The 23,778-nt window shown below is 69.1% G+C and carries 25 protein-coding genes; 15 read left to right on the forward strand and 10 right to left on the reverse strand.

Features of this window, described 5'->3' with window-relative positions; genetic code table 11:
• Positions 1–3: 3 nt before the first annotated feature.
• Both hemW and rdgB read right to left on the reverse strand, forming a co-directional pair.
• Positions 4–1,158 carry a radical SAM family heme chaperone HemW gene (gene hemW, locus OCL97_RS06755; RefSeq protein ID WP_377368759.1) on the reverse strand — a complete coding sequence of 385 codons (1,155 nt, stop codon included), beginning with the start codon at positions 1,156–1,158 and terminating at the stop codon, positions 4–6.
• Complete coding sequence (rdgB, locus tag OCL97_RS06760) at positions 1,155–1,754, reverse strand: RdgB/HAM1 family non-canonical purine NTP pyrophosphatase (RefSeq protein ID WP_377368761.1); 600 nt, start codon at positions 1,752–1,754, stop codon at positions 1,155–1,157. Before rdgB ends, hemW begins: the two co-directional genes overlap by 4 nt.
• Before the next feature lie 420 nt (positions 1,755–2,174).
• On the opposite strand from rdgB, the gene OCL97_RS06765 reads away from it, so the two are divergent.
• Together OCL97_RS06765 and OCL97_RS06770 are read left to right on the forward strand one after the other, a co-directional pair.
• Complete coding sequence (locus OCL97_RS06765) at positions 2,175–2,705, forward strand: DUF2975 domain-containing protein (protein ID WP_377368763.1); 531 nt, start codon at positions 2,175–2,177, stop codon at positions 2,703–2,705.
• Positions 2,706–2,707: 2 nt separating this feature from the next.
• Positions 2,708–2,947, forward strand: coding sequence for a helix-turn-helix domain-containing protein (locus OCL97_RS06770; protein WP_305338734.1), 240 nt, complete (start codon positions 2,708–2,710; stop codon positions 2,945–2,947).
• Positions 2,948–3,276: 329 nt separating this feature from the next.
• On the opposite strand, the gene rph is transcribed toward OCL97_RS06770, so the two are convergent.
• The gene (rph, locus tag OCL97_RS06775; RefSeq protein ID WP_304776173.1) at positions 3,277–3,996 is read right to left on the reverse strand and encodes a ribonuclease PH; all 720 of its coding nucleotides are present in this window, start codon (positions 3,994–3,996) and stop codon (positions 3,277–3,279) included.
• Between the two features lie 98 nt (positions 3,997–4,094).
• Here rph and hrcA point away from each other — a divergent pair, with 98 nt between their 5' ends.
• Positions 4,095–5,171 carry a heat-inducible transcriptional repressor HrcA gene (gene hrcA / locus OCL97_RS06780; protein ID WP_305761082.1) on the forward strand — a complete coding sequence of 359 codons (1,077 nt, stop codon included), beginning with the start codon at positions 4,095–4,097 and terminating at the stop codon, positions 5,169–5,171.
• Between the two features lie 2 nt (positions 5,172–5,173).
• Entirely contained in the window at positions 5,174–5,812 is a 639-nt protein-coding gene (gene grpE, locus OCL97_RS06785; protein WP_377368766.1) for a nucleotide exchange factor GrpE, read from the forward strand.
• A gap of 15 nt (positions 5,813–5,827) precedes the next feature.
• Here grpE and OCL97_RS06790 read toward each other — a convergent pair whose 3' ends face one another.
• On the reverse strand, positions 5,828–6,694 hold the full coding sequence (locus OCL97_RS06790; RefSeq protein ID WP_304698269.1) for an acyl-CoA thioesterase: 867 nt from the start codon (positions 6,692–6,694) through the stop codon (positions 5,828–5,830).
• Positions 6,695–6,800: 106 nt separating this feature from the next.
• On the opposite strand from OCL97_RS06790, the gene trmD reads away from it, so the two are divergent.
• Positions 6,801–7,511 (forward strand): tRNA (guanosine(37)-N1)-methyltransferase TrmD, encoded by a 711-nt coding sequence (gene trmD, locus OCL97_RS06795; protein WP_377368769.1) that lies wholly within the window; start codon positions 6,801–6,803, stop codon positions 7,509–7,511.
• Positions 7,512–7,536: 25 nt separating this feature from the next.
• Positions 7,537–7,950: a 50S ribosomal protein L19 gene (rplS, locus tag OCL97_RS06800; RefSeq protein ID WP_304698266.1), complete on the forward strand. Its 414-nt coding sequence runs from the start codon at positions 7,537–7,539 to the stop codon at positions 7,948–7,950.
• 59 nt (positions 7,951–8,009) lie between these two features.
• Here the strand turns inward: rplS and OCL97_RS06805 are convergent, their stop codons facing one another.
• Complete coding sequence (locus tag OCL97_RS06805; protein WP_377368771.1) at positions 8,010–8,480, reverse strand: GFA family protein; 471 nt, start codon at positions 8,478–8,480, stop codon at positions 8,010–8,012.
• Positions 8,480–9,373: a LysR family transcriptional regulator gene (locus tag OCL97_RS06810; RefSeq protein WP_377368773.1), complete on the reverse strand. Its 894-nt coding sequence runs from the start codon at positions 9,371–9,373 to the stop codon at positions 8,480–8,482. Before OCL97_RS06810 ends, OCL97_RS06805 begins: the two co-directional genes overlap by 1 nt.
• 89 nt (positions 9,374–9,462) lie before the next feature.
• Here OCL97_RS06810 and OCL97_RS06815 point away from each other — a divergent pair, with 89 nt between their 5' ends.
• The 6 genes from OCL97_RS06815 (at position 9,463) to leuB (ending at position 14,787) form a co-directional block, all read left to right on the forward strand.
• A complete protein-coding gene (locus tag OCL97_RS06815) occupies positions 9,463–10,440 on the forward strand; it encodes an NmrA family NAD(P)-binding protein (protein WP_377368775.1) in 978 nt (325 codons plus the stop codon).
• A 79-nt stretch (positions 10,441–10,519) separates the two neighbouring features.
• Positions 10,520–11,947 (forward strand): 3-isopropylmalate dehydratase large subunit, encoded by a 1,428-nt coding sequence (gene leuC, locus OCL97_RS06820; protein WP_377368835.1) that lies wholly within the window; start codon positions 10,520–10,522, stop codon positions 11,945–11,947.
• Positions 11,944–12,795 carry a VOC family protein gene (locus tag OCL97_RS06825; RefSeq protein WP_377368777.1) on the forward strand — a complete coding sequence of 284 codons (852 nt, stop codon included), beginning with the start codon at positions 11,944–11,946 and terminating at the stop codon, positions 12,793–12,795. The genes leuC and OCL97_RS06825 overlap by 4 nt, the downstream gene beginning before the upstream one ends.
• Positions 12,796–12,802: 7 nt before the next feature.
• The gene (leuD, locus tag OCL97_RS06830; protein ID WP_377368779.1) at positions 12,803–13,414 is read left to right on the forward strand and encodes a 3-isopropylmalate dehydratase small subunit; all 612 of its coding nucleotides are present in this window, start codon (positions 12,803–12,805) and stop codon (positions 13,412–13,414) included.
• A complete protein-coding gene (locus OCL97_RS06835; RefSeq protein ID WP_377368781.1) occupies positions 13,411–13,713 on the forward strand; it encodes a putative quinol monooxygenase in 303 nt (100 codons plus the stop codon). The genes leuD and OCL97_RS06835 overlap by 4 nt, the downstream gene beginning before the upstream one ends.
• Before the next feature lie 21 nt (positions 13,714–13,734).
• Positions 13,735–14,787, forward strand: coding sequence for a 3-isopropylmalate dehydrogenase (gene leuB, locus OCL97_RS06840; RefSeq protein WP_377368783.1), 1,053 nt, complete (start codon positions 13,735–13,737; stop codon positions 14,785–14,787).
• A 6-nt stretch (positions 14,788–14,793) separates the two neighbouring features.
• On the opposite strand, the gene OCL97_RS06845 is transcribed toward leuB, so the two are convergent.
• The 3 genes from OCL97_RS06845 to OCL97_RS06855 form a co-directional block, all read right to left on the reverse strand.
• A complete protein-coding gene (locus OCL97_RS06845) occupies positions 14,794–16,902 on the reverse strand; it encodes a tetratricopeptide repeat protein (RefSeq protein ID WP_377368785.1) in 2,109 nt (702 codons plus the stop codon).
• Positions 16,899–19,727: a M16 family metallopeptidase gene (locus tag OCL97_RS06850; RefSeq protein ID WP_377368787.1), complete on the reverse strand. Its 2,829-nt coding sequence runs from the start codon at positions 19,725–19,727 to the stop codon at positions 16,899–16,901. The genes OCL97_RS06845 and OCL97_RS06850 overlap by 4 nt, the downstream gene beginning before the upstream one ends.
• Positions 19,728–19,801: 74 nt before the next feature.
• A complete protein-coding gene (locus OCL97_RS06855) occupies positions 19,802–20,401 on the reverse strand; it encodes a DUF6134 family protein (protein ID WP_377368789.1) in 600 nt (199 codons plus the stop codon).
• A gap of 94 nt (positions 20,402–20,495) precedes the next feature.
• Here OCL97_RS06855 and OCL97_RS06860 point away from each other — a divergent pair, with 94 nt between their 5' ends.
• Positions 20,496–20,906, forward strand: coding sequence for an EVE domain-containing protein (locus tag OCL97_RS06860; RefSeq protein ID WP_377368791.1), 411 nt, complete (start codon positions 20,496–20,498; stop codon positions 20,904–20,906).
• A gap of 43 nt (positions 20,907–20,949) precedes the next feature.
• Here OCL97_RS06860 and OCL97_RS06865 read toward each other — a convergent pair whose 3' ends face one another.
• The gene (locus OCL97_RS06865; RefSeq protein WP_377368793.1) at positions 20,950–21,354 is read right to left on the reverse strand and encodes a PaaI family thioesterase; all 405 of its coding nucleotides are present in this window, start codon (positions 21,352–21,354) and stop codon (positions 20,950–20,952) included.
• 95 nt (positions 21,355–21,449) lie between these two features.
• On the opposite strand from OCL97_RS06865, the gene OCL97_RS06870 reads away from it, so the two are divergent.
• Positions 21,450–22,487: an aspartate-semialdehyde dehydrogenase gene (locus OCL97_RS06870; protein ID WP_377368795.1), complete on the forward strand. Its 1,038-nt coding sequence runs from the start codon at positions 21,450–21,452 to the stop codon at positions 22,485–22,487.
• A 258-nt stretch (positions 22,488–22,745) separates the two neighbouring features.
• Positions 22,746–23,654, forward strand: a complete 909-nt coding sequence (gene rarD / locus OCL97_RS06875; protein ID WP_377368797.1) for an EamA family transporter RarD — start codon at positions 22,746–22,748, stop codon at positions 23,652–23,654.
• The last annotated feature ends 124 nt before the right edge of the window (positions 23,655–23,778 follow it).

Raw genomic sequence — 23,778 nt, forward strand, 5'->3', positions numbered from 1 at the left:
GGCTCAGGCCAGGGCCAGCCGGCTGGTGACCCAGTTGAGCACCAGGCGCCCCGCCGGGGTGGCTCGCAGGCGCTCGGGATCGGCGGCGACTAGGCCAGCTTGCACCAGGCTTCGCACCTCAGGATGGGCCGGCGTCAGGGCGAGCGCCGCGATCTCGGCGAAGGTGACGCCGTCCTCGATGCGCAGGCCGGCCAGCAGGCGCTCCTCGGCGGCCTGTTGGGGTGAGAGCGCCTCGCGGGTCACCCAGCCGAGGCCGGTCTCGGCCACCCTGGCGATGTAGTCGGCGGGCCTGGTGGCGGCGAAGGTGGCGGTGCGGGCGCCGTCCACGGTGAGGCGGCCGTGGGCGCCAGGGCCCGCGCCCACATAGTCCTGGCCGCGCCAATAGACGAGGTTGTGCCGGGAGCGGGCGGCCTCGCCCCGCGCATGGTTGGAGACCTCATAGGCGGTAAACCCGGCGGCGGTCAGGGTCTCCTGGGTCACGTCGAACAGTTCGGCGGCCAGGTCCTCGCCGGGCGGGACCAGGGTGCCGCGTTTCACCGCGCGGTCGAAGGCGGTGCCGGCCTCGATGGTGAGCTGGTAGGGCGACAGGTGCTCGGCGCCCAGGCCGATGGCCTCGGCGAGTTCAGCCCGCCAGGCGTCGGTGGTCTGGCCGGGGCGCGCATAGATCAGGTCCAGCGACAGGCGCGGGAACAGCTTCGCGCCGAGGGCTGCCGCGCGCCGGGCCTCGTCAGCCCCGTGGTTGCGGCCGAGCAGGGCGAGGCTGGCGTCATCAAGGGCCTGGACCCCGAGGGACAGCCGCTGCACCCCGGCGGCGGCGAAGCCCGCGAACCGCCCGGCCTCGGCGTCGGTCGGATTGGCCTCCAGGGTGATCTCCAGGTCCGGCGCGGGCGTCCAGAGGCTTCGGCAAAGGGCGATCATCTCCCCGGCCCACTCGGGATCCATCAGCGACGGCGTGCCGCCCCCCAGGAAGATGGAGGTCAGCTCTCGGGGGCCGGTCAGCTCCCGCTGCCGGCGCAGGTCGGCGAGGATGGCGTCCTTCAGGGCAAGCTGTTCGGCGCCCCGCCCCCGGTCGCGCAGGACGTTGAAGTCGCAATAGGGGCAGATGCGCGCGCAGTAGGGCCAGTGGATATAGACCCCGAGCGGCGCCAGCGGCGTCAAAGGATGGCTGCCTTGAGCTTCGCGAAGGCGAGCGCCCGGTGGCTCATTGCGTCCTTGGCGGCGGGGTCCATCTCCCCGAAGGTCAGGTCGTGGCCCAGCGGCGTGAAGATGGGGTCGTAGCCGAAGCCCTTGGTTCCGCGCATCGGGAAGGTCAGGGTCCCGTCCACCCGGCCCTCCACCACCACGGCGGGGCCATGGGGCCAAGCGATGGCGAGCGCGCTGGTGAACCAGCAGGAGAGATCCTCCGAGCTGCTTTCTTCCACTCGTTCCTGGACCTTGCCCATGGCCACCGAGAAGTCCTTCCCCGGCCCCGCCCAGCGGGCCGAGAAGATGCCCGGGGCGCCGTCGAGGGCGGCCACCGACAGGCCGGAATCATCGGCCAGCGCGATCAGGCCGCTGGCGTCGGCGGCGGCGCGGGCCTTCAGCAGGGCGTTGCCGACGAAGGTGGTCTCAGTCTCGTCAGGCTCGGCCAAGCCCAGCTCGCCGGCGGTCACCAGGGAGAAACGGTTCTCCAGGATGGCGGCGATCTCCACGACCTTGCCTGGATTGTGGGTCGCCACCACCAGCCGCGCGCCGGGTTCGAGCTTGAGCGCCATGGGAAAACCTCCGGTTGGGACGGGAGCGCGGACCATAGTCGCCAGGCGCGAACCGTTCAATTGCAAGGGTTTGCGCGCCCCCAAGCTCAACATTACCAATGTTTCATATCGTTTTTCGATAATTTTCTTGATCGAAAAGCGATGCGCCCATATTGACTATCGACATCGGGCGGCGACGGGCCGCCCACCACACCAAGCGCCGCCAAGGCGGCGCAAACCTGGAGATGAAGTCATGTTTTCGCCTGTGATGACCTGGATGGACCGCGCCCTGATGCAAGTCGTGGTCGTTCTCGCCGCCCTCCCCGTGGTGGCCTTGGTGGCCGGCGCCCTGGTCGGCTAGTAGAAGTGCTCAAGCCAGACGCTTCCCGCCGCCAGCCGCCGCGTTGGCGGCGGAGCCACACCAGCGGGGAGATACAGTTGATGCGCGCCCTGGGTCCCGGCTCGGTTTCGAGCTTCCTGAAGATCATCCTCGACGTGGTCTATGTGGCCCTGTGGATCGGCATCGGCGTCGTCGGCGTCCTGATGCTCGCCGCCCTGCTGCTGAGCTTCAATCCCGAGCTGATCGCCAACCTGTCCCTGAACGCCGAGGGGGCGTCGGTGGTCAGCCGCGGTCCTGTCCTGGCCGGCGGCCTGCTCGCCGCGGCCCTCTACATGGCCGGCCTGCAGGTGATCGTGGCGCGCCTGCGCCAGATCTTCGCCACCCTGACGGCCGGCGACCCCTTCCATCCGGACAATGTGCTGCGCCTGCGGGTGATCGGCCTGGCGCTCGGCAGCCTGGAACTGGTGCGCTACGCCGTCCGCTTCGCCGGCGACTGGCTCGACTTGGCCCAGACCAAGAGCAGCCAAGGTTTCAGCCTGACGGCCTGGTTCTCGGTCCTGGTGGTGTTTGTGCTCGCTGAGGTGTTCCGCGAAGGCGCGCGCCTGCGCCGCGAAGCGGAGCTGACGATCTGATCATGCCTATTCGAGTCCTGCTCGACCGCGTGCTGCTGGAACGCCGCATGTCGCTCACCGAACTTGCCGACCGCGTCGGCGTCACCATCGCCAACCTGTCGATCCTCAAGACCGGCAAGGCCCGCGCCGTACGCTTTTCCACCCTGGCGGCCTTGTGCCGCGAGCTAGACTGCCAGCCCGGCGACCTGCTGCACTACGAGGCTGGACCCTCCGACGACCTGCCGGACGACGAGGACGGCTGAACACGGTGGCGTGATGACGCAGCGCGGCAAAAAACTGTGCGCGCGTGTGCAAATAGTTCGACTGAGCGGTGCTTAGATATTGCCACGTAAGGCTTTCGCTCCTATATGCGCTGCAACAATTGCTGCATTGCACAAAGGAGCTACCCATGGCTCGCGCCATTGAAAGCCTGATCGACCGCCTGATGGCCCCCTTCGCCGACGAGCTGGCCCGCCTGCCTGCCTCGGCCTTCCGCCAGCTGCTGAACGGTCTCTAGGACCCGTACCCATCGCTCTCCAGCGGTGTCGCGTTCGAAACGGGCGGCCCTCTCCAGGGCCGCCCGTTTTGCATTCTATTTCCGGGCGCCGGCTTCCTGCTGCATGAGGCAGAGTTCGCTGATCCCCTTGCGGGCCAGGGCGAACAGGGCCTCGAATTCATCCTGGCTGAAGCCGCGCTTCTCGCCGGTGGCCTGGATCTCCACGATGTCCCCCGAGCCGGTCAGGACGAAGTTGGCGTCGGCCTCGGCGTTGGAGTCTTCCTCGTATTCGAGGTCGAGAACCGGGACGCCGTTATAGATGCCGCAGGAAATCGCCGCGACCTGGTCGGTGATCGGGTCCTGGGTGATCAGGCCTTCCTCCATCAGGTAGTTGACGGCCTGGCGCAGGGCGACCCAGGCGCCGGTGATGGCGGCGGTGCGCGTGCCCCCGTCGGCCTGGATCACGTCGCAGTCGATGGAGATCTGGCGCTCCCCCAGCAGGGTCGGGTTGATGATGGCGCGCAGGGAGCGGCCGATCAGGCGCTGGATTTCCTGGGTGCGCCCCGACTGCTTACCTTCCGAAGCCTCGCGGCGGCCCCGGGTGTGGGTGGCCCGCGGCAGCATGCCGTACTCGGCGGTGACCCAGCCCTGGCCGCGGCCGCGCATGAAGCCCGGGACCCGATCCTCCACGCTGGCGGTGATCAGCACCTTGGTGTGGCCAAAGGTGATCAGGCAGGAGCCCTCCGCATAGCGATTGACCCCGGTTTCGATGGTCACGGCGCGAAGAAGCTCGGGAGTGCGGTCAGAAGGGCGCATGAAGGGCTCGGATATGAGCGCGACGTCTTGCGCCGCAGAGGGTCGCGCTTATCCTAGAATACAGAGGTTCCGTCCATGGTTCTGACCTGCCTAGCTCCTTGACCAGCTCGCTCTTGACCGGCGGGCCTTCGCTCGCCGCCCTGGATGAACGCGCCCGCGACATCTTCCGCCGCGTCGTGGAAAGCTATCTGGAGACCGGCGACCCGGTGGGCTCCCGCACGCTTTCCAAGGGTGGGGTGCATCTGTCTCCCGCCTCGATCCGCAACACCATGCAGGACCTGACCCAGCTCGGTTTGCTGGGGGCGCCCCATGTCAGCGCCGGCCGGCTGCCGACCCACGCGGGCCTGCGCCTGTTCGTCGACGGCCTGATGGAGGTGGGCGACGTCGGCGAGGAGGAGCGGCGGTCCATCGAGCACCGCCTCACCGGCCGGGGCCAGACCTTCGACGACGCCCTCAACGAGGCCAGCGCCATCCTCTCGGGTCTGGCGGGCGGGGCCGGGGTGGTGGTCACCCCGGTGCGCGACGCTGGCGTAAAGCACGTGGAGTTCGTGTCGCTCTCGGCCGACCAGGCGCTCGCCGTCATGGTCTTCGACGACGGGGCGGTGGAGAACCGCCTCATGGCCCTGACCGCCGGGGTGACGCCGAGCGCCCTGCAGGAGGCGTCGAACTTCCTCAACACCCGTCTGCGCGGCAAGACCCTGGCCGAGGCCGGGCGCGAGATGCGCACCGAACTGGACACCGCCCGCCGGCAGCTCAACGAGACCGCCGCCCGGCTGGTGGAGGATGGCCTGGCCGCCTGGGGCGGGGGCGAGGTGGCCGAGCGCGCCCTGATCGTGCGGGGCCGCGGCAATCTTCTGGCCGATCCGGAGACCCTGGACGACCTCGAGCGCGTTAGGATGCTGTTCGACGACCTCGAACAGAAGGAACAGCTCATCGGGCTGCTGGACGGGGTCAACGAAGCCCAGGGCGTGCGCATCTTTATCGGGGCCGAAACCCGGCTGTTTTCGCTTTCGGGTTCCGCCGTGATCGCCGCGCCCTATATGACGGGCGGTCAGAAGGTGCTGGGCGCGATCGGAGTGATCGGTCCGGCCCGCCTAAACTATGCCCGGGTCATCCCGCTGGTGGACTATACCGCCCGCGTGCTGTCCCAGGTCCGAGAACGCGTGAAGGATTGAACATGTCCGACGATCATACGCCGGCCGAAGACGTCAACGAGATCGCCGATGCGGCGATCGACCACATCGAGGCCCTCACCGCCGAGAACAAGGGGCTGAAGGAGCAGGTGCTGCGCTACGCCGCCGAGGCGGAGAACACCCGCCGCCGCGCCGAGCGCGAGGCCAATGACGCGCGCGCCTACGCCATCCAGAAGTTCGGCAAGGACCTGCTGGCCGCCGCCGACAACATGGGCCGCGCGCTCGCCGCCGCCCCGGCCGACAGCGCCGACACGGTGGTGAAGAACTTCGTGGTCGGCGTGGAGATGACGGCCAAGTCGCTGCAGGCCGCCTTCGAGACCAACGGGCTGAAGAAGATCGAGCCCGAGAAGGGCGTGAAGTTCGACCCGCACCAGCACCAGGCCATGATGGAGCAGCCCTCCACCGAGGTCGGCGCCGGCGGGGTGATCCAGGTGCTGCAGCCGGGTTACGAACTGCTGGGCCGGCTGATCCGCCCGGCCATGGTGGTGGTGGCGGCCAAGGGCTCCACGGGGCCGAGCGCCGCGGCTGCGGAAGCCACGGGCGCCCCGGTCAATCCCTATGCGGCCAACGACGCCAGCCACGATGCGGCTCACGACGGCGACGCGGTGGACACCAAGGCCTGACCTGGCCGCGGGGTTTTAGGTCTTGGCGTCCGGCTTGCGCAGGCGGATGAGGCCTTCCTGGGTGACCGAGGCGACGAGGTCGCCCTTCTGGTCGTAGATCGAGCCGCGCACGAAGCCCCGCCCGCCCGACGCCGAAGGGCTGTCCTGGTGGTAGAGGTGCCATTCGTTGAAGTTGGACGGCTTGTGGAACCACATGGCGTGGTCGAGGCTGGCCGACTGCAGGCCGGGGGTCTGCCACTCGACGCGGTGCGGGCGCATGGCGGTCGAGAGCATGTTCATGTCCGACGCATAGGCCATGATCACCTGGTGCATGTGCGGATCGGCGCCGATGGGGGCCGTGGCGCGGAACCAGACGCTGTTCTCGGCGGGCTTGGGGCCCTTGCTCCAGGAGGACGGACCGACCGAACGCATCTCGATGGGCCGCGGACGCGACATCATCTTGCGCATCTCCTCCGGGGCCTTCTCCATCATCTTGCGCTGCTTGACGGAGTCGTCCTCCAGGTCTGCAGGACCCGGCACGTCAGGCATAGGCGCCTGGTGCTCGAAGCCCTCTTCCAGGACCTGGAAGGAGGCGGCGAGGTTGAAGATCTGCTTGCCGTTCTGGATGGCCACCACCCGCCGCGTGGTGAAGGTGCCGCCGTCGCGCGAGCGATCCACGTCGAAGACGATCGGCACGCGCGGATCGCCCGGGCGGATGAAGTAGCAGTGCAGCGAGTGGCAGACGCGGTCCTCGACCGTCTCATAGGCCGCCAGCAAGGACTGGGCGATCACCTGGCCCCCGAAGATGCGGCCCGGTCCCATGGACGGGCTGACGCCCCGGAACAGGTTCAGCTCCAGGCGCTCCAGCGACAGGGTCTCGGGCAGGCTCTCGGGAGTGTCCATATGCGTCTCGAAATATGCTGCAAGTGCGAAAGGCGCTGGATTAGGCCCATAGCGGCGCTCGGGCAAGGCGGTAGAATTACGCACGCCGATGGTCCAAAAGCCGCAGATGCCCTTCGACGCCACCGTCCTGACCATGTTTCCCGAGGCCTTCCCAGGTCCGCTCGGCGTTTCGCTGATCGGCACGGCCTGGCGCGAGCAGGGGCTCTGGTCCTTGGAAACAGTGGACATTCGGGGATTTTCCAAGGATAAGCGCGGCTTCCTGGACGACACCCCCGCGGGTGGCGGCCCGGGACAGGTGATGCGAGCGGACGTCATCGCCTCTGCGCTGGACAGCGTGGAGCGGCGAGGACGGCCGCTTTTGTATATGAGCGCCCGGGGTCAGCCCCTGACCCAGGCGCGGGTTCGAAAGTGGGCTGACGGGCCTGGACTGATCGTCCTGGCCGGCCGGTTCGAGGGGGTGGACCAGCGGGTGCTTGACGCCCGAGGGTTCGAGGAGGTCGCCGTCGGCGACGCGGTGCTCGCCGGTGGCGAGGCTGCGGCCCTGGTGACGATCGAGGCGTGCGTACGGCTGGTCCCCGGTGTGTTGGGGCAGGCCGAGAGTTTGAGTGAAGAAAGCTTCGAGGACGGGCTCCTCGAGCATCCGCAATATACGCGACCGCGGACGTTCGAAGGCCTGCATATCCCCGAGGTGCTGCTGAGCGGCCATCACGCCCTGGTGCGGAAATGGAGAGCTGAGCAGCGCGAAGAGACGACGCGGAAGCAGCGGCCGGACTTGTGGGCGCGGCGAACCGCCAATCAACAGCCAAAGGGCGATTAAGCCCGAAGACCTAGAGGACCACCCGATGAACATCATCCAGCAGCTGGAAGACGAAGAGCGCAACCGCCTTCTCGCCACCCGCAAGATCCCCGATTTCCAAGCCGGCGACACCCTTCGCGTCAACGTGAAGATCAAGGAAGGCGAGCGCGAGCGCGTCCAGGCCTATGAAGGTGTCTGCATCGCCCGTCAGGGCGGCGGCATCAACGAGAGCTTCACCGTCCGCAAGATCTCCTTCGGCGAAGGCGTGGAGCGGGTGTTCCCGACCCACTCGCCGATGATCGAGTCCATCGAGGTGAAGCGCCGCGGCGTCGTGCGTCGCGCCAAGCTCTATTATCTGCGCGACCGTCGCGGGAAGTCGGCCCGGATCGCCGAACGCTCCTACACCGGCGGCGCGGCCAAGCCGGAAACCGTCACCCCGGCGGAAACCGCCGAGGACTAGGTCTTCCGACCCTACGAGTTTCAAGCGGCGGCCCTGGCGACGGGGCCGCCGTTTTCGTTTCAGCCCTCGATCCAAGCCTTCCACGCCTTCATCACCGGCGTGAAGTCGGTGGGCTGGGTCTCGTACTGCAGGACATCGTCGGCGAACCGGACCCAGGATTGGGCGCTCTTCACCCAGAAGGCCGAGACCGGGTGCAGCCAACTCGTGTCGTCCAGGGTGCCGGGCCGAATGGTCAGGGAATGCGGCCCGCCCGGCGGTTCGGTGAAAATCCGGGCGCCGCATTGGGGGCAGAAGCGCTGGGGGATCACCGTCCCCGACGTCGCCTTTCGCGGCCAGCTTCCGGGTTCACCGCGGGTGATCTCGAAATCCTTCCGGAACACCGGCATGGCCATGGAAAAGGCGCTGCCGGTCAGGGACTGGCAGTCGGTGCAGTGGCAGGTATAGACCGCGATCGGCGGCGCGTTCAGCCGATAGCGGAGGGACCCGCAGGCGCAGCCGCCCTCGACGGGGAAGTCCGGAAGACGGCTCATCACTTGCGCCCCAGATACTCGCCGAATCCCGCGACCAGGTGGTCGAACATCAGCCGCATGCGCCGGCTGCCCTTCAGGTTCTCGTGCATGGCGATCCAGCATTCGAGCTGGAAAGAGAAGGCGTTGGCCAGGACCGGGACCAGGCCGTCGCGGCGAGCGATCTGATGCTGGACGCCGCCGATCCCCATGCCGGCCCGGATCGCCGAGATCTGGGCGGCGTCGTCGTCGGTGCGGAAACTGAAGATGTCGCGGGTGATGGGACGCGGAAAATCGATGTTGGTGAGCGCCTCCAGGGGCGGGCGTTCCCGGTCGAAGCCGATGATGGTGTGGTTCTCCAGGTCCTCGAGGCTCTCTGGCGCGCCGCGCCGGTCCAGATAGGCCTGGGTCGCATAGAAGCCGACTCCGAGCATGCCGACCTTGCGCGCCACCAGGGCGCCCTGGGTCGGGCGGGCCATTCGCACGGCGATGTCGGCGTCGCGGCGCGACAGGTCCTCGATCTTGTTGGACAGCACCAGCTCGATGGCGATCTCCGGATGCTGCTCCATGAAGCCGGCCAGGATCTGCGGCAGCACCTCGACCCCGACAATCAGGCTGGCGGCGATGCGGACGGAGCCCTTCTCGCTGTCGGCCGCGCCGGAGGCGTCGCGCGCGGCGGCCGCGGCGGCGGCGTGCATTTCCTCCAGGTGAGCCTTGAGGCTGTGGGCAAGGTCAGTGGGGGTCAGGCCGCGCGGGCTGCGCAGGAACAGCGGTGCGCCCAGCTGCTGTTCCAGCGCCTCGATGTGCCGGCCGATCGTGGGCTGGGTCAGGCCTCGGGAGCGGGAGGCCGCCGACAGGCTGCCCGACTGCAGGACCGCGTGCAGGCTTTGATACAGGTCCCAGGTCGGATCGCTCATGCGCTCATGAATAGCTGAGTCACGGATATCCGCAATTTCGTCTGCGCTCGCCGGGGCCGATCGTCTTGGTCTCTCAAGGAGATGACGACATGGCGACCTCAGACAAGAGCGCTCTGGTGATCGGGGCGACGGGATCGGTGGGCGGGGAGGTGGCCGCCGCGCTGCTGGCCCATGGCTGGCGCGTGCGCGGCCTGCATCGTGACCCCGCGCGGGCGGCCCGCGAGGCGGTCGAACTGGAGGCGATCGAGTGGGTGAAGGGCGACGCCATGTCGGCGGCCGAGGTGACGGCGGCGGCGCAAGGCGCGCAGCTGATCGTCCACGCCGCCAGCCCCCCCGGCTACAAGAACTGGGCGGGCCTGGCCATGCCCATGCTGGAGGCCACCATCGCGGCGGCCAAGGCCACGGGCGCGCGGATCCTCTTCCCCGGCAATGTCTACAACTACGGTTCCGACGCCTTTCCGATGATGGCGGAGGACGCGCCGCAGAACCCCAGGACCCGCAAGGGCGCGATCCGGGTGGTGATGGAAAGGCGGCTGGAAAGCGCCGGCGTGCGCAGCCTGGTGGTGCGGGCCGGCGACTTCTTCGGCCCGGTCAGCGCCAGCTCCTTCCTGACCGAGGGGATGGTCGCCAAGGACAAGCCGCTCAAGAGCGTCGCCTACCCCGGCCCGCGCGAAATCCGCCACGCCTGGGCCTATCTGCCCGACCTCGCCGAGACCATGGCGCGGCTGGCCGATATCGAGGCCACCCTGCCCGACCACGCCGCCTACCATTTCGGCGGGCATCAGATCACCGGCGACCAGATGATCGCGGCCCTTGAGCGTGTCGCGGGCCGCAGGCTGACGGTGAAGCGCTTCCCCTGGCTGGCCCTGCGGGCGCTCGCCCCCTTCGTGGAGATGCTCCGCGAACTCAGCGAGATGCGCTACCTCTGGGACAACACCGTCCTGCTGGACAACGCCAAGCTGGTGAAAACCCTCGGCGCGGAGCCCCACACACCCCTGGAAACCGCGCTTCGGACCGCCCTTCAGGGTCAAGGTTGCCTCCCGGTCGACCAAAAAGCCGCAGCCTGAGGCAAATCCTTGCGCGGGCCTCGGGGAATTCGTCGCGGGGTGCTGGACTTAGGGGGCCCTGCGACCCTACATGCCGCCCATGTCCGGCAAGACCCTTTATGACAAGATCTGGGACGCCCACGTCGTTGCGCAGCAAGACGGCGAGGCGATCCTCTATATCGACCTGCACCTGATCCACGAGGTGACGACGCCCCAGGCCTTCGCCGGCCTTCGCGCCGCCGGCCGCCCCGTGCGCCGTCCCGACCGCACGCTCGCGGTGGCCGACCACAATGTGCCCACCGAGGGCCAGGCGCTGGGCGTGGGCGCGGTCGCCGACGAGGAGGCGCGGCTGCAGCTCCAGACCCTGGAGCGCAACGTCAAGGACAACGGCATCGAGTTCTTCCCGATGGGCGATATCCGCAACGGGATCGTCCACGTGGTGGGGCCTGAGCAGGGCCGCACCCAGCCGGGCATGACCATCGTCTGCGGCGACAGCCACACCTCGACCCACGGCGCCTTCGGGGCTCTGGCCCAAGGCATCGGCACGTCGGAGGTGGAGCATGTGCTGGCGACCCAGACCCTGCGCCAGAAGAAGTCGAAGAACCTGCGGGTCACCGTCAACGGGACCCCGGGTCCCGGCGTCGGCGCCAAGGACTTCGCCCTGGCCATCGTCGGCGCCATCGGCACCGCGGGCGGCACCGGCTCGGTGATCGAATATGCCGGCGAGGCCATCCGGGGTCTCTCGATGGAAGGCCGCATGACCCTCTGCAACCTGGCCATCGAGGCCGGGGCCCGGGCGGGTCTCGTGGCCCCCGACCAGACCACCTATGACTACATGATGGGCCGCCCCGCCTCGCCCAAGGGCGCGGCCTGGGAGATGGCGCTCGCCCACTGGAAGACCTTCTTCTCCGACGACGACGCGGTGTTCGACCGCGAGGTGGTGCTGGACGCCGCCGACATCGCGCCCACCGTCACCTGGGGCACCAGCCCTGAGGACGTAGTGGCGGTCACCGGAAACGTGCCGTCGCCGGAGAGCTTCGCCACCCCGGACAAGAAGATCTCCGCCGAGCGGGCGCTGGACTATATGGGCCTCACCGCCGGCCAGCCGATCACCGAGGCCAGGGTGGACGTGGTGTTCATCGGCTCCTGCACCAACAGCCGGATCGAGGACCTGAGGTCCGCCGCCGCGGTGGCGCAGCACGCCTTCCTGAACGGCCGCCTGGTGGCGCCCCACGTGCGGGCCATGGTGGTGCCGGGCTCGGGCCTGGTGAAGGAACAGGCCGAGGAAGAAGGCCTGGACGCCATCTTCAAGGCGGCCGGCTTCGACTGGCGCGAGCCGGGCTGCTCGATGTGTCTGGGGATGAACCCCGACCGCCTGGCGCCGGGGGAACGCTGCGCCTCGACCTCCAACCGCAACTTCGAAGGCCGCCAGGGCCGGGGCGGACGCACCCACCTGATGAGCCCGGCCATGGCCGCGGCCGCCGCCATCGCCGGCCACATCGTCGATGTCCGGGAGATGATGGCGTGATCACGGCCTTAGATCACATCGCCCTGGCGGTGAACGATCTGGACGCGGCCGTCGCCGGCTACCGCGCCCTGCTGGGCCGCGAGCCCAACTGGATCGGCGGCGACGGCGGGGCCCGCCACGCCTGGTTCCAGCTGCCCAACATGGCCCTGGACCTCATCACCCCGCACGGCGAGGGCGCCTTCGGCGACACCATCCGCAAGCACCTGGCCGAGCACGGCGAAGGCATCTGGGCCATCGCCTTCACGGTCGAGAACGCCGAGGCGTCGCAGAAGCTGGCCGAGCGCCGCGGCCTGCGGGGCAGCACGCCCGGCCCAACCCGCTCGACCCACGACGACGGCCGCAAGCGCTACTGGACGACCTCGGCGCTGAACGCCGCCGACACCGGGGGCCTCAACATCCTGCTGGTGGATCCGCCCCGCAGCGGCGAGCCCTGGCCGCTGTCGGAGCCCGTCGAGAGCGAGGCCTCGGCCGTCAGCGAGCTGGACCACGTGGTGATCAACACCGCCAATCCCGACCGGGCGCTGGCCATCTACGGCGCCAAGCTCGGCCTCGACCTGCGCCTCGACCGCGCCAACGAGCAGTGGGGCGTGCGCCAGCTGTTCTTCCGCTGCGGCTCGGCGGTGGTGGAGATGGGCGCCAGCCTGAAGACACCGGTGTCGGACGCGCCCGACCGCTTCGGCGGCCTGGCCTGGCGGGTCACCGACGCCGACGCGGCCCGCGCTCGGATCGCCGCGGCCGGCTTCGACGTCTCCGAGGTCCGCACGGGCCGCAAGCCCGGCACCAAGGTCTTCACCCTGCGCTCGGGCGTGCCCTCGGCCCCGGCCCTCATCATCCAGCAGAACGCCTGAGTTTCAGATGAAAGCCTTCACCAAGCTCGATGCGCGCATGGCGCCCCTGACCATGGCCAATATCGACACCGACCAGATCATCCCCAAGCAGTTCCTCAAGACCGTGGAACGCGAGGGCCTGGGCCGCGGGTTGTTCTACGACTTCCGCTTCGACGAGCAGGGGGTGGAAAAGACCGACTTCGTGTTGAACCGCCCGGAGTACAAAGGCGTCGGCGTCCTGGTGGCGGGCGACAATTTCGGCTGCGGGTCGAGCCGCGAGCACGCGCCCTGGGCCCTGCTGGATTTCGGGATCAGCTGTGTGATCTCCACCTCCTTCGCCGACATCTTCTACAACAACTGCTTCCAGAACGGCCTGCTGCCCGTGGTGTTGAAGCCCGAGGAGGTCCAGGCCCTCATGGAGGAGGCCAAGGGCGGCAACCACGTGGTCACCGTCGATCTCGAGGCTCAGACCGTGGTCTCGCCCTCGGGGGCGGCCTTCAGCTTCCAGATCGACCCGCAGCGCAAGGCCAAGATGCTGCAGGGGCTGGACGCCATCGGCGAGACCCTAACCGCCGCCACCGACATCGACGTCTATGAGAGCAAGCGGGCCCTCTCCGAGCCCTGGCTGGAACGGGCGTGACCGTCATCATCGCCGGGACGGTCCGCGTCCCGCCGGAGAACCTGGATGCCTTCCGCCCGCACATGCTGGCGATGCTGGCCGCCAGCCGCGCCGAGGACGGCTGCCTGGAATATTCCTATGCCCAGGACGTGGCCGATCCCGGCCTGATCCGAGTGTACGAAGCCTGGCGCGACCAGGCCGCCATCGAGGCTCACTTCCAGAAGCCGCATATGGCGACCTGGCGGGCGTCCTGGCCCCAGTTCGGTGTTGGCGACCGCAGGCTCTTCGCCTACGAGACCGCTTCCGAGCGCGCGCTTTAGGTTCTCTCCAAGGCTTCCGACATGACCGACCTCCTCCTCCTGCCGGGCGACGGCATCGGACCCGAAGTCACCGCCCAGGTGCGGCGCGTGGTGAGCGCGCTCGCCCCCGACCTGAAGGTCGAGGAGCGGCTGTTCGGCGGCGCGAGCTATGACGCCCACGGGACCCCGCTCACCGACGAGGCGCTCGCCACCGCCAAGGCGTCCCGCGCCGTGCTGATGGGCGCGGTCGGCGGCCCGCAGTGGGCGGGCGTTCCCCGCGACAAGCGTCCCGAGGCCGGCCTGCTGGCCCTTCGCGCCGGCATGGAGGTGTTCGCCAACCTGCGCCCGGCCCTCTGCTTCCAGCCGCTCGCCGACGCCTCCAGCCTCAAGCGCGAGGTGGTCGAGGGCCTGGACTTCATGATCGTCCGCGAGCTGACCGGCGGCATCTATTTCGGCAGCCCGCGCTTCATCGAGGACCTGCCCGGCGGCGGCAAGCGCGCCGTCGACACCCAGGTCTACACCACCGCCGAGATCGAGCGGGTCGCCCGCGTGGCCTTCGAACTGGCCCGCGGCCGCCGCAACAAGGTGACCTCGGCGGAGAAGTCCAACGTGATGGATTCAGGCCTGCTGTGGCGCCAGGTGGTCACCGACCTGCACGCCCGCGACTATGCCGACGTGGAGCTGGAGCACATCCTGGCCGACAACGCCGCCATGCAGATCGTCAAGAACCCCAAGCAGTTCGACGTCATGGTCACCGACAACCTGTTCGGCGACATCCTGTCGGACATCTCGGCCCAGCTCACCGGCTCGCTCGGCATGCTGCCGTCGGCGGCGTTGGGCGTGGCGGGCAAGCCCGGCCTCTATGAGCCGATCCACGGCTCGGCGCCGGATATCGCCGGCCAGTGCCTTGCCAATCCGCTGGCCGCGATCCTGTCCTTCGAGATGGCCCTGCGCTGGTCGCTGGACCGCACCGACCTGGCCGACACCCTTTTTGCCGCCGTCAACAAGGCGCTGGAGACCGGCGCCCGCACGCGGGATCTGGGCGGCGCGCTCACCACCGTCCAGATGGGCGACGCGGTGCTGGCCGCCCTCTGACGAACCCTACTTGATCGTCGGGTCCAGGCGCTTGGCCTGGGCCAGGTCGGCGGCGGCCCCGGCGGCGTCGCCCAGCTCCTGCTTGGCCAGGCTGCGGACATGCCAGGCGAAGGCCAGCTTGGGATTGGCCTTGATGGCCATATCGGCGGTCTCCACGGCCAGCAGGTTGTCGTCCATCCGTCGATAGGTCTCGGCCTTCTCCGCCAGGATGTCAGGGTCGCCGGGGAGGAGGGCCAGGGCCTGGTTGAAGTCCTTGATCGCCCGGTCGTAGCGCTCCTCGTCCATCGAAAGCAGGCCACGGTCATAGAGGGTGCGGACGGCGTCCGGCTGCAGCGCGATCGCCTGGTCGAAGTCGGCGCGAGCCAGGTCGTAACGCGCCTCCGCGCGATGCACCTCGCCCCGCCGGGTGAGAGCGCCTGACGCCTTGGGCGCGAGCTGCAGATAGAGGTCAAGGTCCCTGCGGGCGCCCGCCAGATCGCCCTTGGCGATAAGGGCGCCGGCCCGCAGGAAGAGGAACGCCTCGTCCTTGGGGTAGAGCGCGATGCCGGTGGTGGTGGCCTTGATCACCTCGGCGGGCCGGCCCAGCTGCTCAAGGGCGGTGGCCCGGTCTCTCAGGCCCAGCTGCGACTTGGGATCGAGTTGCAGGCCCCGGTCGGCCGCCTTCAGGGCCTCGGCCGGGTCCCCGAGGTCGCGGCGGGTTTCGCTGAGCCAGAACCAGAGGTTCGGCTCGCGGGGGTGGCTCTTTAGCGCGAGTTCGTAGGTCGCGGCGGCGGCGGCCAGGTCGTCCCTGGCGATCTGGGCGTCGGCCCGCGCCACCAGGGCGTTCAGGTTGCCGGGATCCAGGGCCAGGGCCTGGTCGTAGCTCTTGGCCTGGGCCTCGAGCATGCCCAGTTCGCCCTCCTCGACGCCCCGGGAGGTCAGGGAATCGACGTTGCGAGGATCAAGCTCGACGGCCTTGGTGAAGTCCGCCAGGGCGGCCTTGTGGTTCTTGAGCTCGGCCAGGGCCAGGCCCCGCATATGATAGTTCCCGGCGCTGGGATCGCGGCTGATGGCGATGTCGTACTGGGCGACGGCCTTGGCGAAATCGCCTCGGTCGCGCCAGACCAGGGCCCGCTGGTGTGGAACCAACGGGCTCTTGGCGTCCAGGGCTTCCGCTGTGTCCAGGGCGGCGAGGGCTTGATCGTACTGGCCGAGGCTGCGGCGCACGCGGGCCACGCCCAGACGAAGGCTGGCGTCCTTGGGCGCCAGCTTGGACGCGGTCTCATAACGGGCGGCGGCCTCTTCCAGGCGCTCTTCGGCCTCAAGAACATAGCCCTGGACGGCGACCGCGTAGGCACTACCGGGATCAAGGGCGACGGCCCGGTCGGCGTCCCTAGCGGCGCCCTTCACGTCGCCGAGGTCCAGCTTGGCATACACCCGCGAGATGAGGGCGGCCTGATAGCTGGGGTCCAGGCGAAGGGCGGTATCGTATTCCGCCAGCGCCTCCTTCGGCCGACCCAGGTCGCGCAACGCGTTCGCACGGGCAGCGTGGATATCGGCGTCGCCGGGCTCCAGTGCGGCCGCCTTGTCCAGGTCCAGCAAGGCCACGGCCGCGTCGTCCGTCAATTCGGAGCGGTGGTAGTAGGTCAGGCCATTCTTGGGATCGAGGGCGATCGCCTTGTCGTAATCGGCCCGAGCCTTGACGGGGTCGTCCTTGCCGCCATGCCAGATCTGGCCGCGCAGGGACCAGGCATTGGCATCCTCCGCATCGGCCTCGACCGCCAGGGTGGCGGCGGCCAGGGCCTCGTCGGTGCGGTTGAGGAGACGCAGGGTGCGGGCGCGGACGAGCAGGGCGTCGGAGTCCTCGGGGTCCAGGGCCAGGGCGCCGTCGGACGCCTTCAGCGACTCCTCGTATCGCTGCAGGAAGAACAGGGCGTAGGCCCGGCCGACATTGGCCCGCTTCTTCGTCAGGTCGTCTGTGGCCTCCGCCGCCATCCTGGCGCAGCCCGCCTCCATGGACAGGTAGCCGGCCTCGTCCTTCGCGTCGGTAAAGCAGTCCTTCGGCGCGGCCCATGCCGTGGGCGCGGCGGCCAGCAGGGTCAGGGCGGCCACGCCGCCTATCAGGTGTCGGGTCATCTTGCGCCTCCGTCTGCGCGCTGGGCTGGGCGGATCATCGCTACGATCGGCTCTTGGGTCAGCCAGGCCGCGGCGGCGGCCTTGACCTGGGCGAGGGTGACGCCGCCGATGCGGTCTTCCTCGTGGATCGCGTCCTGCAGCCACGCCTCGTGCTGGGCGGAGCCGGCCAGGGCGTCGGCCCACCAGTCGTTGGTGGCGGCGCTGGCGCGGGCCCCCGACAGCATGGGGGTGCGGGCCGCCTCCAGCATCTGCGAGGTGATCTCGCCCGCCGCCAGCCGGGCGGCCACGGCGCGGATCTCGTCGCGCACAGCCTCAAGGTCGGCGGGATGGGTCTCCACCAGGGCGTCCAGCTCGCCCTGGTCGACATAGTCGGGGGTCGAGGCGAAGATCATCGGGGAATAGGCCTTGCCCAGGCGCTCGCGGACTTCGTGGCGCAGCGCGTCGCTGAAGACCTCCGCCAGCAGCTTGAGAGCGTCCTCCTCCTTGCGGCGGGCCGGGACGGCCACATAGAGCGGCCAGATCACCGCGACGGCGCCCTTGTCCGGCGAGCCCTGGTGTGTGGTCGCGATCTGCGGCGGCGGAACCTTGGGGAAACTCAGGGAGAAGGTGTCCGGGCGCGGCCTGGGCGCCGACCTCCGCGCCGGGAGGGCGCCAAAGGTCCGGGCCACCAGGTCGATGGCGGCGGCTTCATCGACGTCCCCCACCAGGGTGATCATGATCGGGTCGCCGGTGACCGCCGGCTTCAGGACGGCGGCGAGGTCCTTGGAGGTGAGGCGTTCCAGCGCCGCCCGGTCCGGGGCGCCCAGGGGCAGGCCCGGCGCCACGGTGTCGATCACCGCCTCGCGCAGCAGGCCCCAAAGGTCTGTCTGGCGGTCGCGGAAACTGTTGTCGATCTCGGTGCCGAACTTGGCGTCCAGAGTGTCGCGGAAGCCGGGGTCGCTCATATAGGCGACCAGCAGGCGCAGGCGCGGGCCCAGGGTCTCGTCGGACACGGCATGCTCAAGCTGGAATGCGTAGGGGGTGAGGTTCAGCTCGAATTCCAGGGCGTTGTCCCCGAAGATTCCCCGCAGTTCCTCGTAGCTGTGACGCGCCAGCGCGCCGTAGGCGAAGACGCCGGTGGCCGAACTGGCGGCGTCGAAGTCCTTGGCCGCCACCGCGCCGCGCCCGGCCCCGAACCAGAGGCGCAGGGCGATGGTGTCGTTGGCGAAACCGGTCTTCTTCAGGTTCAGGATCACCCCGTTGCGGAAGGTTACGCGTGTGACGCCGGCCGCCAGCCGTTCCTGCCGTGCGATCTTGCCCGGCGCGCCGAGCGGGCCATAGGCCCACTGCGCCACCGGGACATCGGCGTACCTCGCGGGCCCCGCCCCGGCCTCGCCCCGTCGCCACGCCGCGATCACCGCCTCGCGGGTCGGGGGCTCGGGCGCGGTGACGGTCACGAACGGTCCCGAGCCGGACCAGTCACTGGTGAAAGCGGCCTTGACGTCGGCGGGGGCCACCGTCTCCACCGCGAGGTTGAAGGCCCGCAGGGAGGCCCGCGGCTCCATCACCGTCCAGCCTCCGGCCAGGGCTTGGACCAGGCCGGTGGCGAGGGTCGAGGAGAGCCTCGTCGGGGCCGCGACCAGGTCAGACCGGATGGTATTGCGGACGCGGGCGATGGCCTGGTCGATTTCGAGCTCGGTGGGCCCGTCGCGCTCGAAGCGGCGCAGCTCGTCCTGGGTCGCCGCCAGCGCCGCTTCCCAGGCCTCGGCGTTGGGGGCAAGGCTGAGGCAGGCCGCCTGGCCGCCGTCCAGGTCCACCACCGAAATGCTGGCGCTCAGCAGGGTCTTCGAGCCGTTGGTCAACTGGGTCAGGCGGGCGTTCAGGGCCGACTGCCAGACCGCCCTCAGGCTATTGCGGCGCAGGCTCGCGGCGTCCGTGGTGGTGACGGGGGAGCCCGGCTGCACCCGGCAGGCCGACAGTCCACTCGCGACCTGCGGCGTGGCGATCACCAGGGCCTCGAGGCCGCGGCCGCCATCGACTTCGCCCAGGGTCGCCCGGACTGGTTTCACCCCTTTCCCGGTCCAGCTTCCAAAGGCCCTGGCGATCTCGGCTTCCATGGCCTCGGGCGCCATGTCGCCAACCATCACCACCCAGGCGTTCTCCGGCCGGTACCAGCGGGCGTGGAAGGCCTCCAGGGTCTGGGGCGCCATGGCCCGCAGGCTGGCCTCCGTGCCGATAGGCCGTCGGCTGGTGCTCCGCAGCCGGGGCGCGACGAAGGCGGTGACCTGGTCGCGCACCAGGTCGCCCGGTCCATCCCGGGCCTCTTTCTCCGCCAGCACGACGCCGCGCTCGCGATCCACGTCGGCCGGCTTGAAGGTCACGCCGTCGGCGACGTCGCGCAGCCACCTGAAGGCCAGGTCCAGGTTGGCGGGGGCCGGGTCGGTCAGGTCGAGCCGATAGGAGGTCGAGGCCACCGAGGTGTCGGCGTTGTGGTCGCGGCCCGCGCCGACCCCCACCAGGGCCAAGGCCCGCTCCAGCTCGCCGTCCTGGAAGCGGCGGGCGCTGCGGAAGGCCATGTGCTCGACGAAGTGGGCTGCCCCAAGCTCGGCCTCGGTCTCCTCGCGGCTGCCGACATCGATGTGGAGGCGCAGCGAGACCGCGCCCACGGGCGCGGCGTTGCGCATCACTGCGTAGCGCAGGCCATTGGGCAGGACGCCTCGGCGCAGGGCCGGGTCCTGGGGAAGCGGACTGGAAACGGAGGTCGCGGCCGTTGGTGCGGCCGAGGCGCCGGGCGGCGCCAGACTCAGCGTCAGGACAAGGCCCAGCGCGGCGCGGATAATCGGCAAGCGTGTCCCCCTGGCGGCGTGACTCAACCTACAGGATCATGCGCCGCCGGAAAGAGGGCTCCCGCGTCCGGCGATCAGGCGCGCCGGTACTCGATGCGCGAGCCGTCCTCGAGCTTGCCCTTCAGGGCCGTCCAGACGCCGGCTTCGTCGTACCAGTTGTCGATCTCCGCCTCGCCACGCACCGCCCAGTGGTTGGCGCCGACGCGCCGGGCGGTGACCTTCAGGATCTTCCCGCCCTGCGGATTGAACAGGGGGCCTGACAGGACCTCCGGGTTCCAGTGGGTGAAGGGGCGCAGGCCAGCCGAGCCGCTCGTCCGGCCCTTGACGGTCTCGATGACCACGCCGCCGTCCGTGCGCCGCGCCGAGACGCGCTCGGCCTTGCCATTGGAGTCGGTGGTGGTCTCCAGGCTCACGAAGCGGCCGCCGGTCCACCGCTCGACGGCGTGATGGCGATAGCGGAACACGGGGACGGGCCCCAGCTTCACGGTCATGCGGACATCGGTGGTGACCGTGGGTGAGGCCGGGTCGCCCGCGAAGCTCATCTGGTGTTCGCCGATCTGTGTCCCGTTGCGCAGGACCTTGAACACCAGGCGGCGGTTGGCCGGGGCGGCGGCGAAGGCGAGACCGGGCAGGGCGGCCAGGCCGGCGGCGAGCAGGAAGCGGCGATCGATCATGCCGGAGCTACGCGTGAAGGCCCGCCCCGGATGCGCCTTGCCAAGCGCCGCCTTGGACGGCGATATCGGGAGCACACGGCAAGGGAATGCGCAGATGGCCCACTGGCTGATGAAGTCCGAGCCCGAGACGTTCAGCTATGAGGACCTGGTCCGCGACGGCAAGACGGTCTGGGACGGTGTCCGCAACAACCAGGCGGCCCTCTATCTGAAGGCCATGAAGGTGGGCGACGAGGCCTTCTTCTATCACTCCCAGAAGGGGCTGGAGGTGGTGGGGATCGCCAGGGTGGTGCGCGAGGCCTTCCTCGACCCCAGCGACCCGGCCGGGCGCTTCGTCGCCGTGGAGGTCGCTCCCGTCCGCGCGCTGAAACAGCCCGTCACCCTGGCCCAGATGAAGGCTGACCCGAAGCTCGCCGACATGAAGATGTTCAAGCAGTTCCGCCTGTCGGTCTGCCCCGTCGAGCCCGCCGAATGGAAGGCGATCCTGGCGATGGCCGGCGAGACCTGACCTGGCGCGGTCCGGGGCTCGCCCGCGTCGGCCCGAAGAAGGGTTAGGTCGCCGTCTTCGCTGGAACCGGCACGGTCATCTGGGTCTGGATCACCAGGCCCACCAGCCGGCCGTCCTCGCCGGTGATCCGCGTCTGCCAGACGCTGGACGAACGGCCGATGTGCAGGGGCGTGGCCTCGCCGGTCACGGTGGTCCCCTCCCGGGCCGCGCCGAGGAAGTTGGTCTTGCTCTCGATGGTCGTGGTGCGTGAGCCGGGGACGAGGTTCAGGTGGCCGCCGATGGCTCCGAGCGCATCGGCGAAGGCCATGAAGGCGCCGCCATGCAGGATGTTTCCGGCCGTGCAGAGGTCGGGCCGCACCAGCAGCCGGCCCACCACCTTGTCCTTGGCGCGCTCGACGATCTCCACCCCCATGAGATTGGCGAAGGGCATTCCGGTTTCCTGGGTCATGGGGTCCTCCTGAGGATCAATCGGGGCGCTCGCCTTGCGATTTCAACGCCAGGAGCGTAACGGAACGCTCCGCTTTGAGATGAGGAGAGACCCCGATGGGCTACCGCGTAGCCGTCGTCGGCGCCACGGGTAATGTGGGCCGCGAAATGTTGAACATCCTTGAGGAGGTTCAATTCCCCATTGACAAGATTCACGCCATCGCCAGCCGCCGCTCCATTGGCGTCGAGGTGTCCTTCGGCGACAAGATCATAAAGTGCCAGGACGTGGAGCAGTTCGACTTCTCCACCGTCGATGTGGTGCTGATGAGCGTGTCGGGCGCCTTCTCCAAGGAATGGTCGCCGAAGATCGGCGCCGCCGGTCCCATCGTGATCGACAATTCCTCGGCCTTCCGCATGGACCCCGACGTGCCCCTGGTGGTGCCGGAGGTGAACCCCGACGACGTGCTCTGGGCGCACAAGAAGAACATCATCGCCAACCCCAACTGCTCGACCGCCCAGCTGGTGGTGGCGCTCAAGCCGCTGCATGACCGGGCCAAGATCAAGCGGGTGGTGGTCTCGACCTACCAGTCGGTCTCCGGGGCCGGCAAGGAAGGCATGGACGAGCTGTTCGACCAGACCAAGAACGTCTTCGTGCTGGGGGCCACCCCGCCGAAGAAGTTCCCCAAGCAGATCGCCTTCAACGTCATCCCCTTCATCGGCGCCTTCCAGGACGACGGCTACACCGACGAAGAGCAGAAGATGTGGAACGAGACCCACAAGATGATCGACCCGGCCATCAAGTTGACGGTCACCTGCGTGCGGGTGCCGGTCATGGTGGGGCACTCCGAAGCGGTGAACATCGAGTTCCACGAGCACCTGGACGAGGACGAGGCCCGCGACCTGCTGCGCGAGAGCCCTGGCCTGATCGTCATCGATAGCCGCAACGACCAGGGCTACATGACCCCCAAGGAAGCCCAGGGCGAGTTCCCGGTCTATGTCAGCCGCATCCGCAACGACCCCACCGTCGAGCACGGCCTGAACCTGTGGGTCGTGGCTGACAACCTGCGCAAGGGCGCGGCCCTCAACGCGGTCCAGATCGCTCAGCTCCTGCACGAGCGCGGCCTGATCAAGACCAAGGCCATCGCCAGCGCTTAAGGCGCCTCTTCTCCTCTCCCCTTTTGGGGGAGAGGGTAGGGTGAGGGGGCGCGCAGCAAGGCTGCGCGTCTCGGCCTGCGAGCAACAACAGACGTCAGAAAGAGCCCTCACCCTACCCTCTCCCACAAGTGGGAGAGGAGGTGACACGAGATTGCCGGTCCGGACTCCGCGAGGGGTTGCGCGAATGGCTCTTGCCGTAGGCCGAGCGGCGCCTAGGTAGGAAACCCGCTAGACGCTGACGCTTCGAAAGCTCCGCCCGTGACCCAGCCCGCCTCGATCGACCGCACGGCGCTGGGGGCCGGGATCCTCTGCTACTTCATCTGGGGGTTCGTGCCCCTGGCCTTCCAGGCCATCGGCCAGCTCGGGGTCGGCCCCTGGGAGACCCTCGCCCACCGCACAATCTGGGGCGCGCCGACGGCCCTGATCTTTGTGCTGCTCGCCAGCCAGTGGGCCCAGGTGGTGGGGGTCTTCCGCCAGCCCAAGGTGCTGGCCTGGCTGGCCCTGTCGGCCGGGCTGATCGCCGTGAACTGGATGGTCTTCATCTGGGCGGTCAATTCCGGCCGGGTGCTGGAGTCCAGCCTCGGCTACTACATCACCCCCCTGATCAACATGGCCGCGGGAACCCTGCTGTTCCGCGAGCGCATGGACCGCATCGGGGTGGCCGCCATCGTGCTCGCGGTGGTGGGCGTGATCATCCAGGCCGTGGCGCTGGGGCATCTCCCCCTGGTCTCCCTGGCCCTGGCCTTCTCCTTCGGCGGCTATGGCGTGGTGCGCAAGCAGGTGGCGGCCGACGCCCAGACCGGCCTGTTCATCGAGTGCCTGCTGCTGGCCATCCCCAGCTTCTTCTTCGTGCTGTGGCTGGAAGGCCAGGGCGACGGCCACTTCCTGGCCAGCCCCGCCACCGTCGCCTGGCTGATCGCCTCGGGGCCGATCACGGCGGTGCCCCTGGTGCTGTTCGCCTGGGCGGCCCGTCGCATCCCCCTGTCGTTCATGGGGTTCCTGCAGTTCATCGGTCCCACCATCGCCTTCGTGATCGGCGTGACCCAGGGCGAGGCCTTCACCCCCCTGCGCGCGATCTCCTTCATCTTCATCTGGGGCGGTGCGGCGGTCTTCACCTTCGGCGCCTGGCGCCGGAGCCGCGCCCTGCCTAGCCCAGTGGTGGCTTAGCCGCTCCACCGCGCCTCCCGGCGACCGCGAAGCGGCGGCGCGAAGCCGTCAAGGCCGGGACCCAATGCATGCCGGGCGCTCGTAGTTGGCCCGCCCGTTCGTGTGGTTCGTGGTTCAAATTCTT

This window comes from Phenylobacterium ferrooxidans (genome assembly GCF_042714595.1).
GTDB classification, from domain to species: Bacteria; Pseudomonadota; Alphaproteobacteria; order Caulobacterales; family Caulobacteraceae; genus Phenylobacterium; species Phenylobacterium ferrooxidans.

Bases quoted from the DNA above. Each gene is read 5' to 3' on its own strand.
- rdgB (WP_377368761.1), bottom strand. From the start codon at position 1,754: ATGGCGCTCAAGCTCGAACCCGGCGCGCGGCTGGTGGTGGCGACCCAC.
- OCL97_RS06765 (WP_377368763.1), top strand. From the start codon at position 2,175: ATGCGCGCCCTGGGTCCCGGCTCGGTTTCGAGCTTCCTGAAGATCATC.
- OCL97_RS06770 (WP_305338734.1), top strand. From the start codon at position 2,708: ATGCCTATTCGAGTCCTGCTCGACCGCGTGCTGCTGGAACGCCGCATG.
- rph (WP_304776173.1), bottom strand. From the start codon at position 3,996: ATGCGCCCTTCTGACCGCACTCCCGAGCTTCTTCGCGCCGTGACCATC.
- grpE (WP_377368766.1), top strand. From the start codon at position 5,174: ATGTCCGACGATCATACGCCGGCCGAAGACGTCAACGAGATCGCCGAT.
- OCL97_RS06790 (WP_304698269.1), bottom strand. From the start codon at position 6,694: ATGGACACTCCCGAGAGCCTGCCCGAGACCCTGTCGCTGGAGCGCCTG.
- trmD (WP_377368769.1), top strand. From the start codon at position 6,801: ATGCCCTTCGACGCCACCGTCCTGACCATGTTTCCCGAGGCCTTCCCA.
- rplS (WP_304698266.1), top strand. From the start codon at position 7,537: ATGAACATCATCCAGCAGCTGGAAGACGAAGAGCGCAACCGCCTTCTC.
- OCL97_RS06805 (WP_377368771.1), bottom strand. From the start codon at position 8,480: ATGAGCCGTCTTCCGGACTTCCCCGTCGAGGGCGGCTGCGCCTGCGGG.
- OCL97_RS06810 (WP_377368773.1), bottom strand. From the start codon at position 9,373: ATGAGCGATCCGACCTGGGACCTGTATCAAAGCCTGCACGCGGTCCTG.
- OCL97_RS06815 (WP_377368775.1), top strand. From the start codon at position 9,463: ATGGCGACCTCAGACAAGAGCGCTCTGGTGATCGGGGCGACGGGATCG.
- leuC (WP_377368835.1), top strand. From the start codon at position 10,520: ATGTCCGGCAAGACCCTTTATGACAAGATCTGGGACGCCCACGTCGTT.
- leuD (WP_377368779.1), top strand. From the start codon at position 12,803: ATGAAAGCCTTCACCAAGCTCGATGCGCGCATGGCGCCCCTGACCATG.
- leuB (WP_377368783.1), top strand. From the start codon at position 13,735: ATGACCGACCTCCTCCTCCTGCCGGGCGACGGCATCGGACCCGAAGTC.
- OCL97_RS06845 (WP_377368785.1), bottom strand. From the start codon at position 16,902: ATGACCCGACACCTGATAGGCGGCGTGGCCGCCCTGACCCTGCTGGCC.
- OCL97_RS06855 (WP_377368789.1), bottom strand. From the start codon at position 20,401: ATGATCGATCGCCGCTTCCTGCTCGCCGCCGGCCTGGCCGCCCTGCCC.
- OCL97_RS06860 (WP_377368791.1), top strand. From the start codon at position 20,496: ATGGCCCACTGGCTGATGAAGTCCGAGCCCGAGACGTTCAGCTATGAG.
- OCL97_RS06865 (WP_377368793.1), bottom strand. From the start codon at position 21,354: ATGACCCAGGAAACCGGAATGCCCTTCGCCAATCTCATGGGGGTGGAG.
- OCL97_RS06870 (WP_377368795.1), top strand. From the start codon at position 21,450: ATGGGCTACCGCGTAGCCGTCGTCGGCGCCACGGGTAATGTGGGCCGC.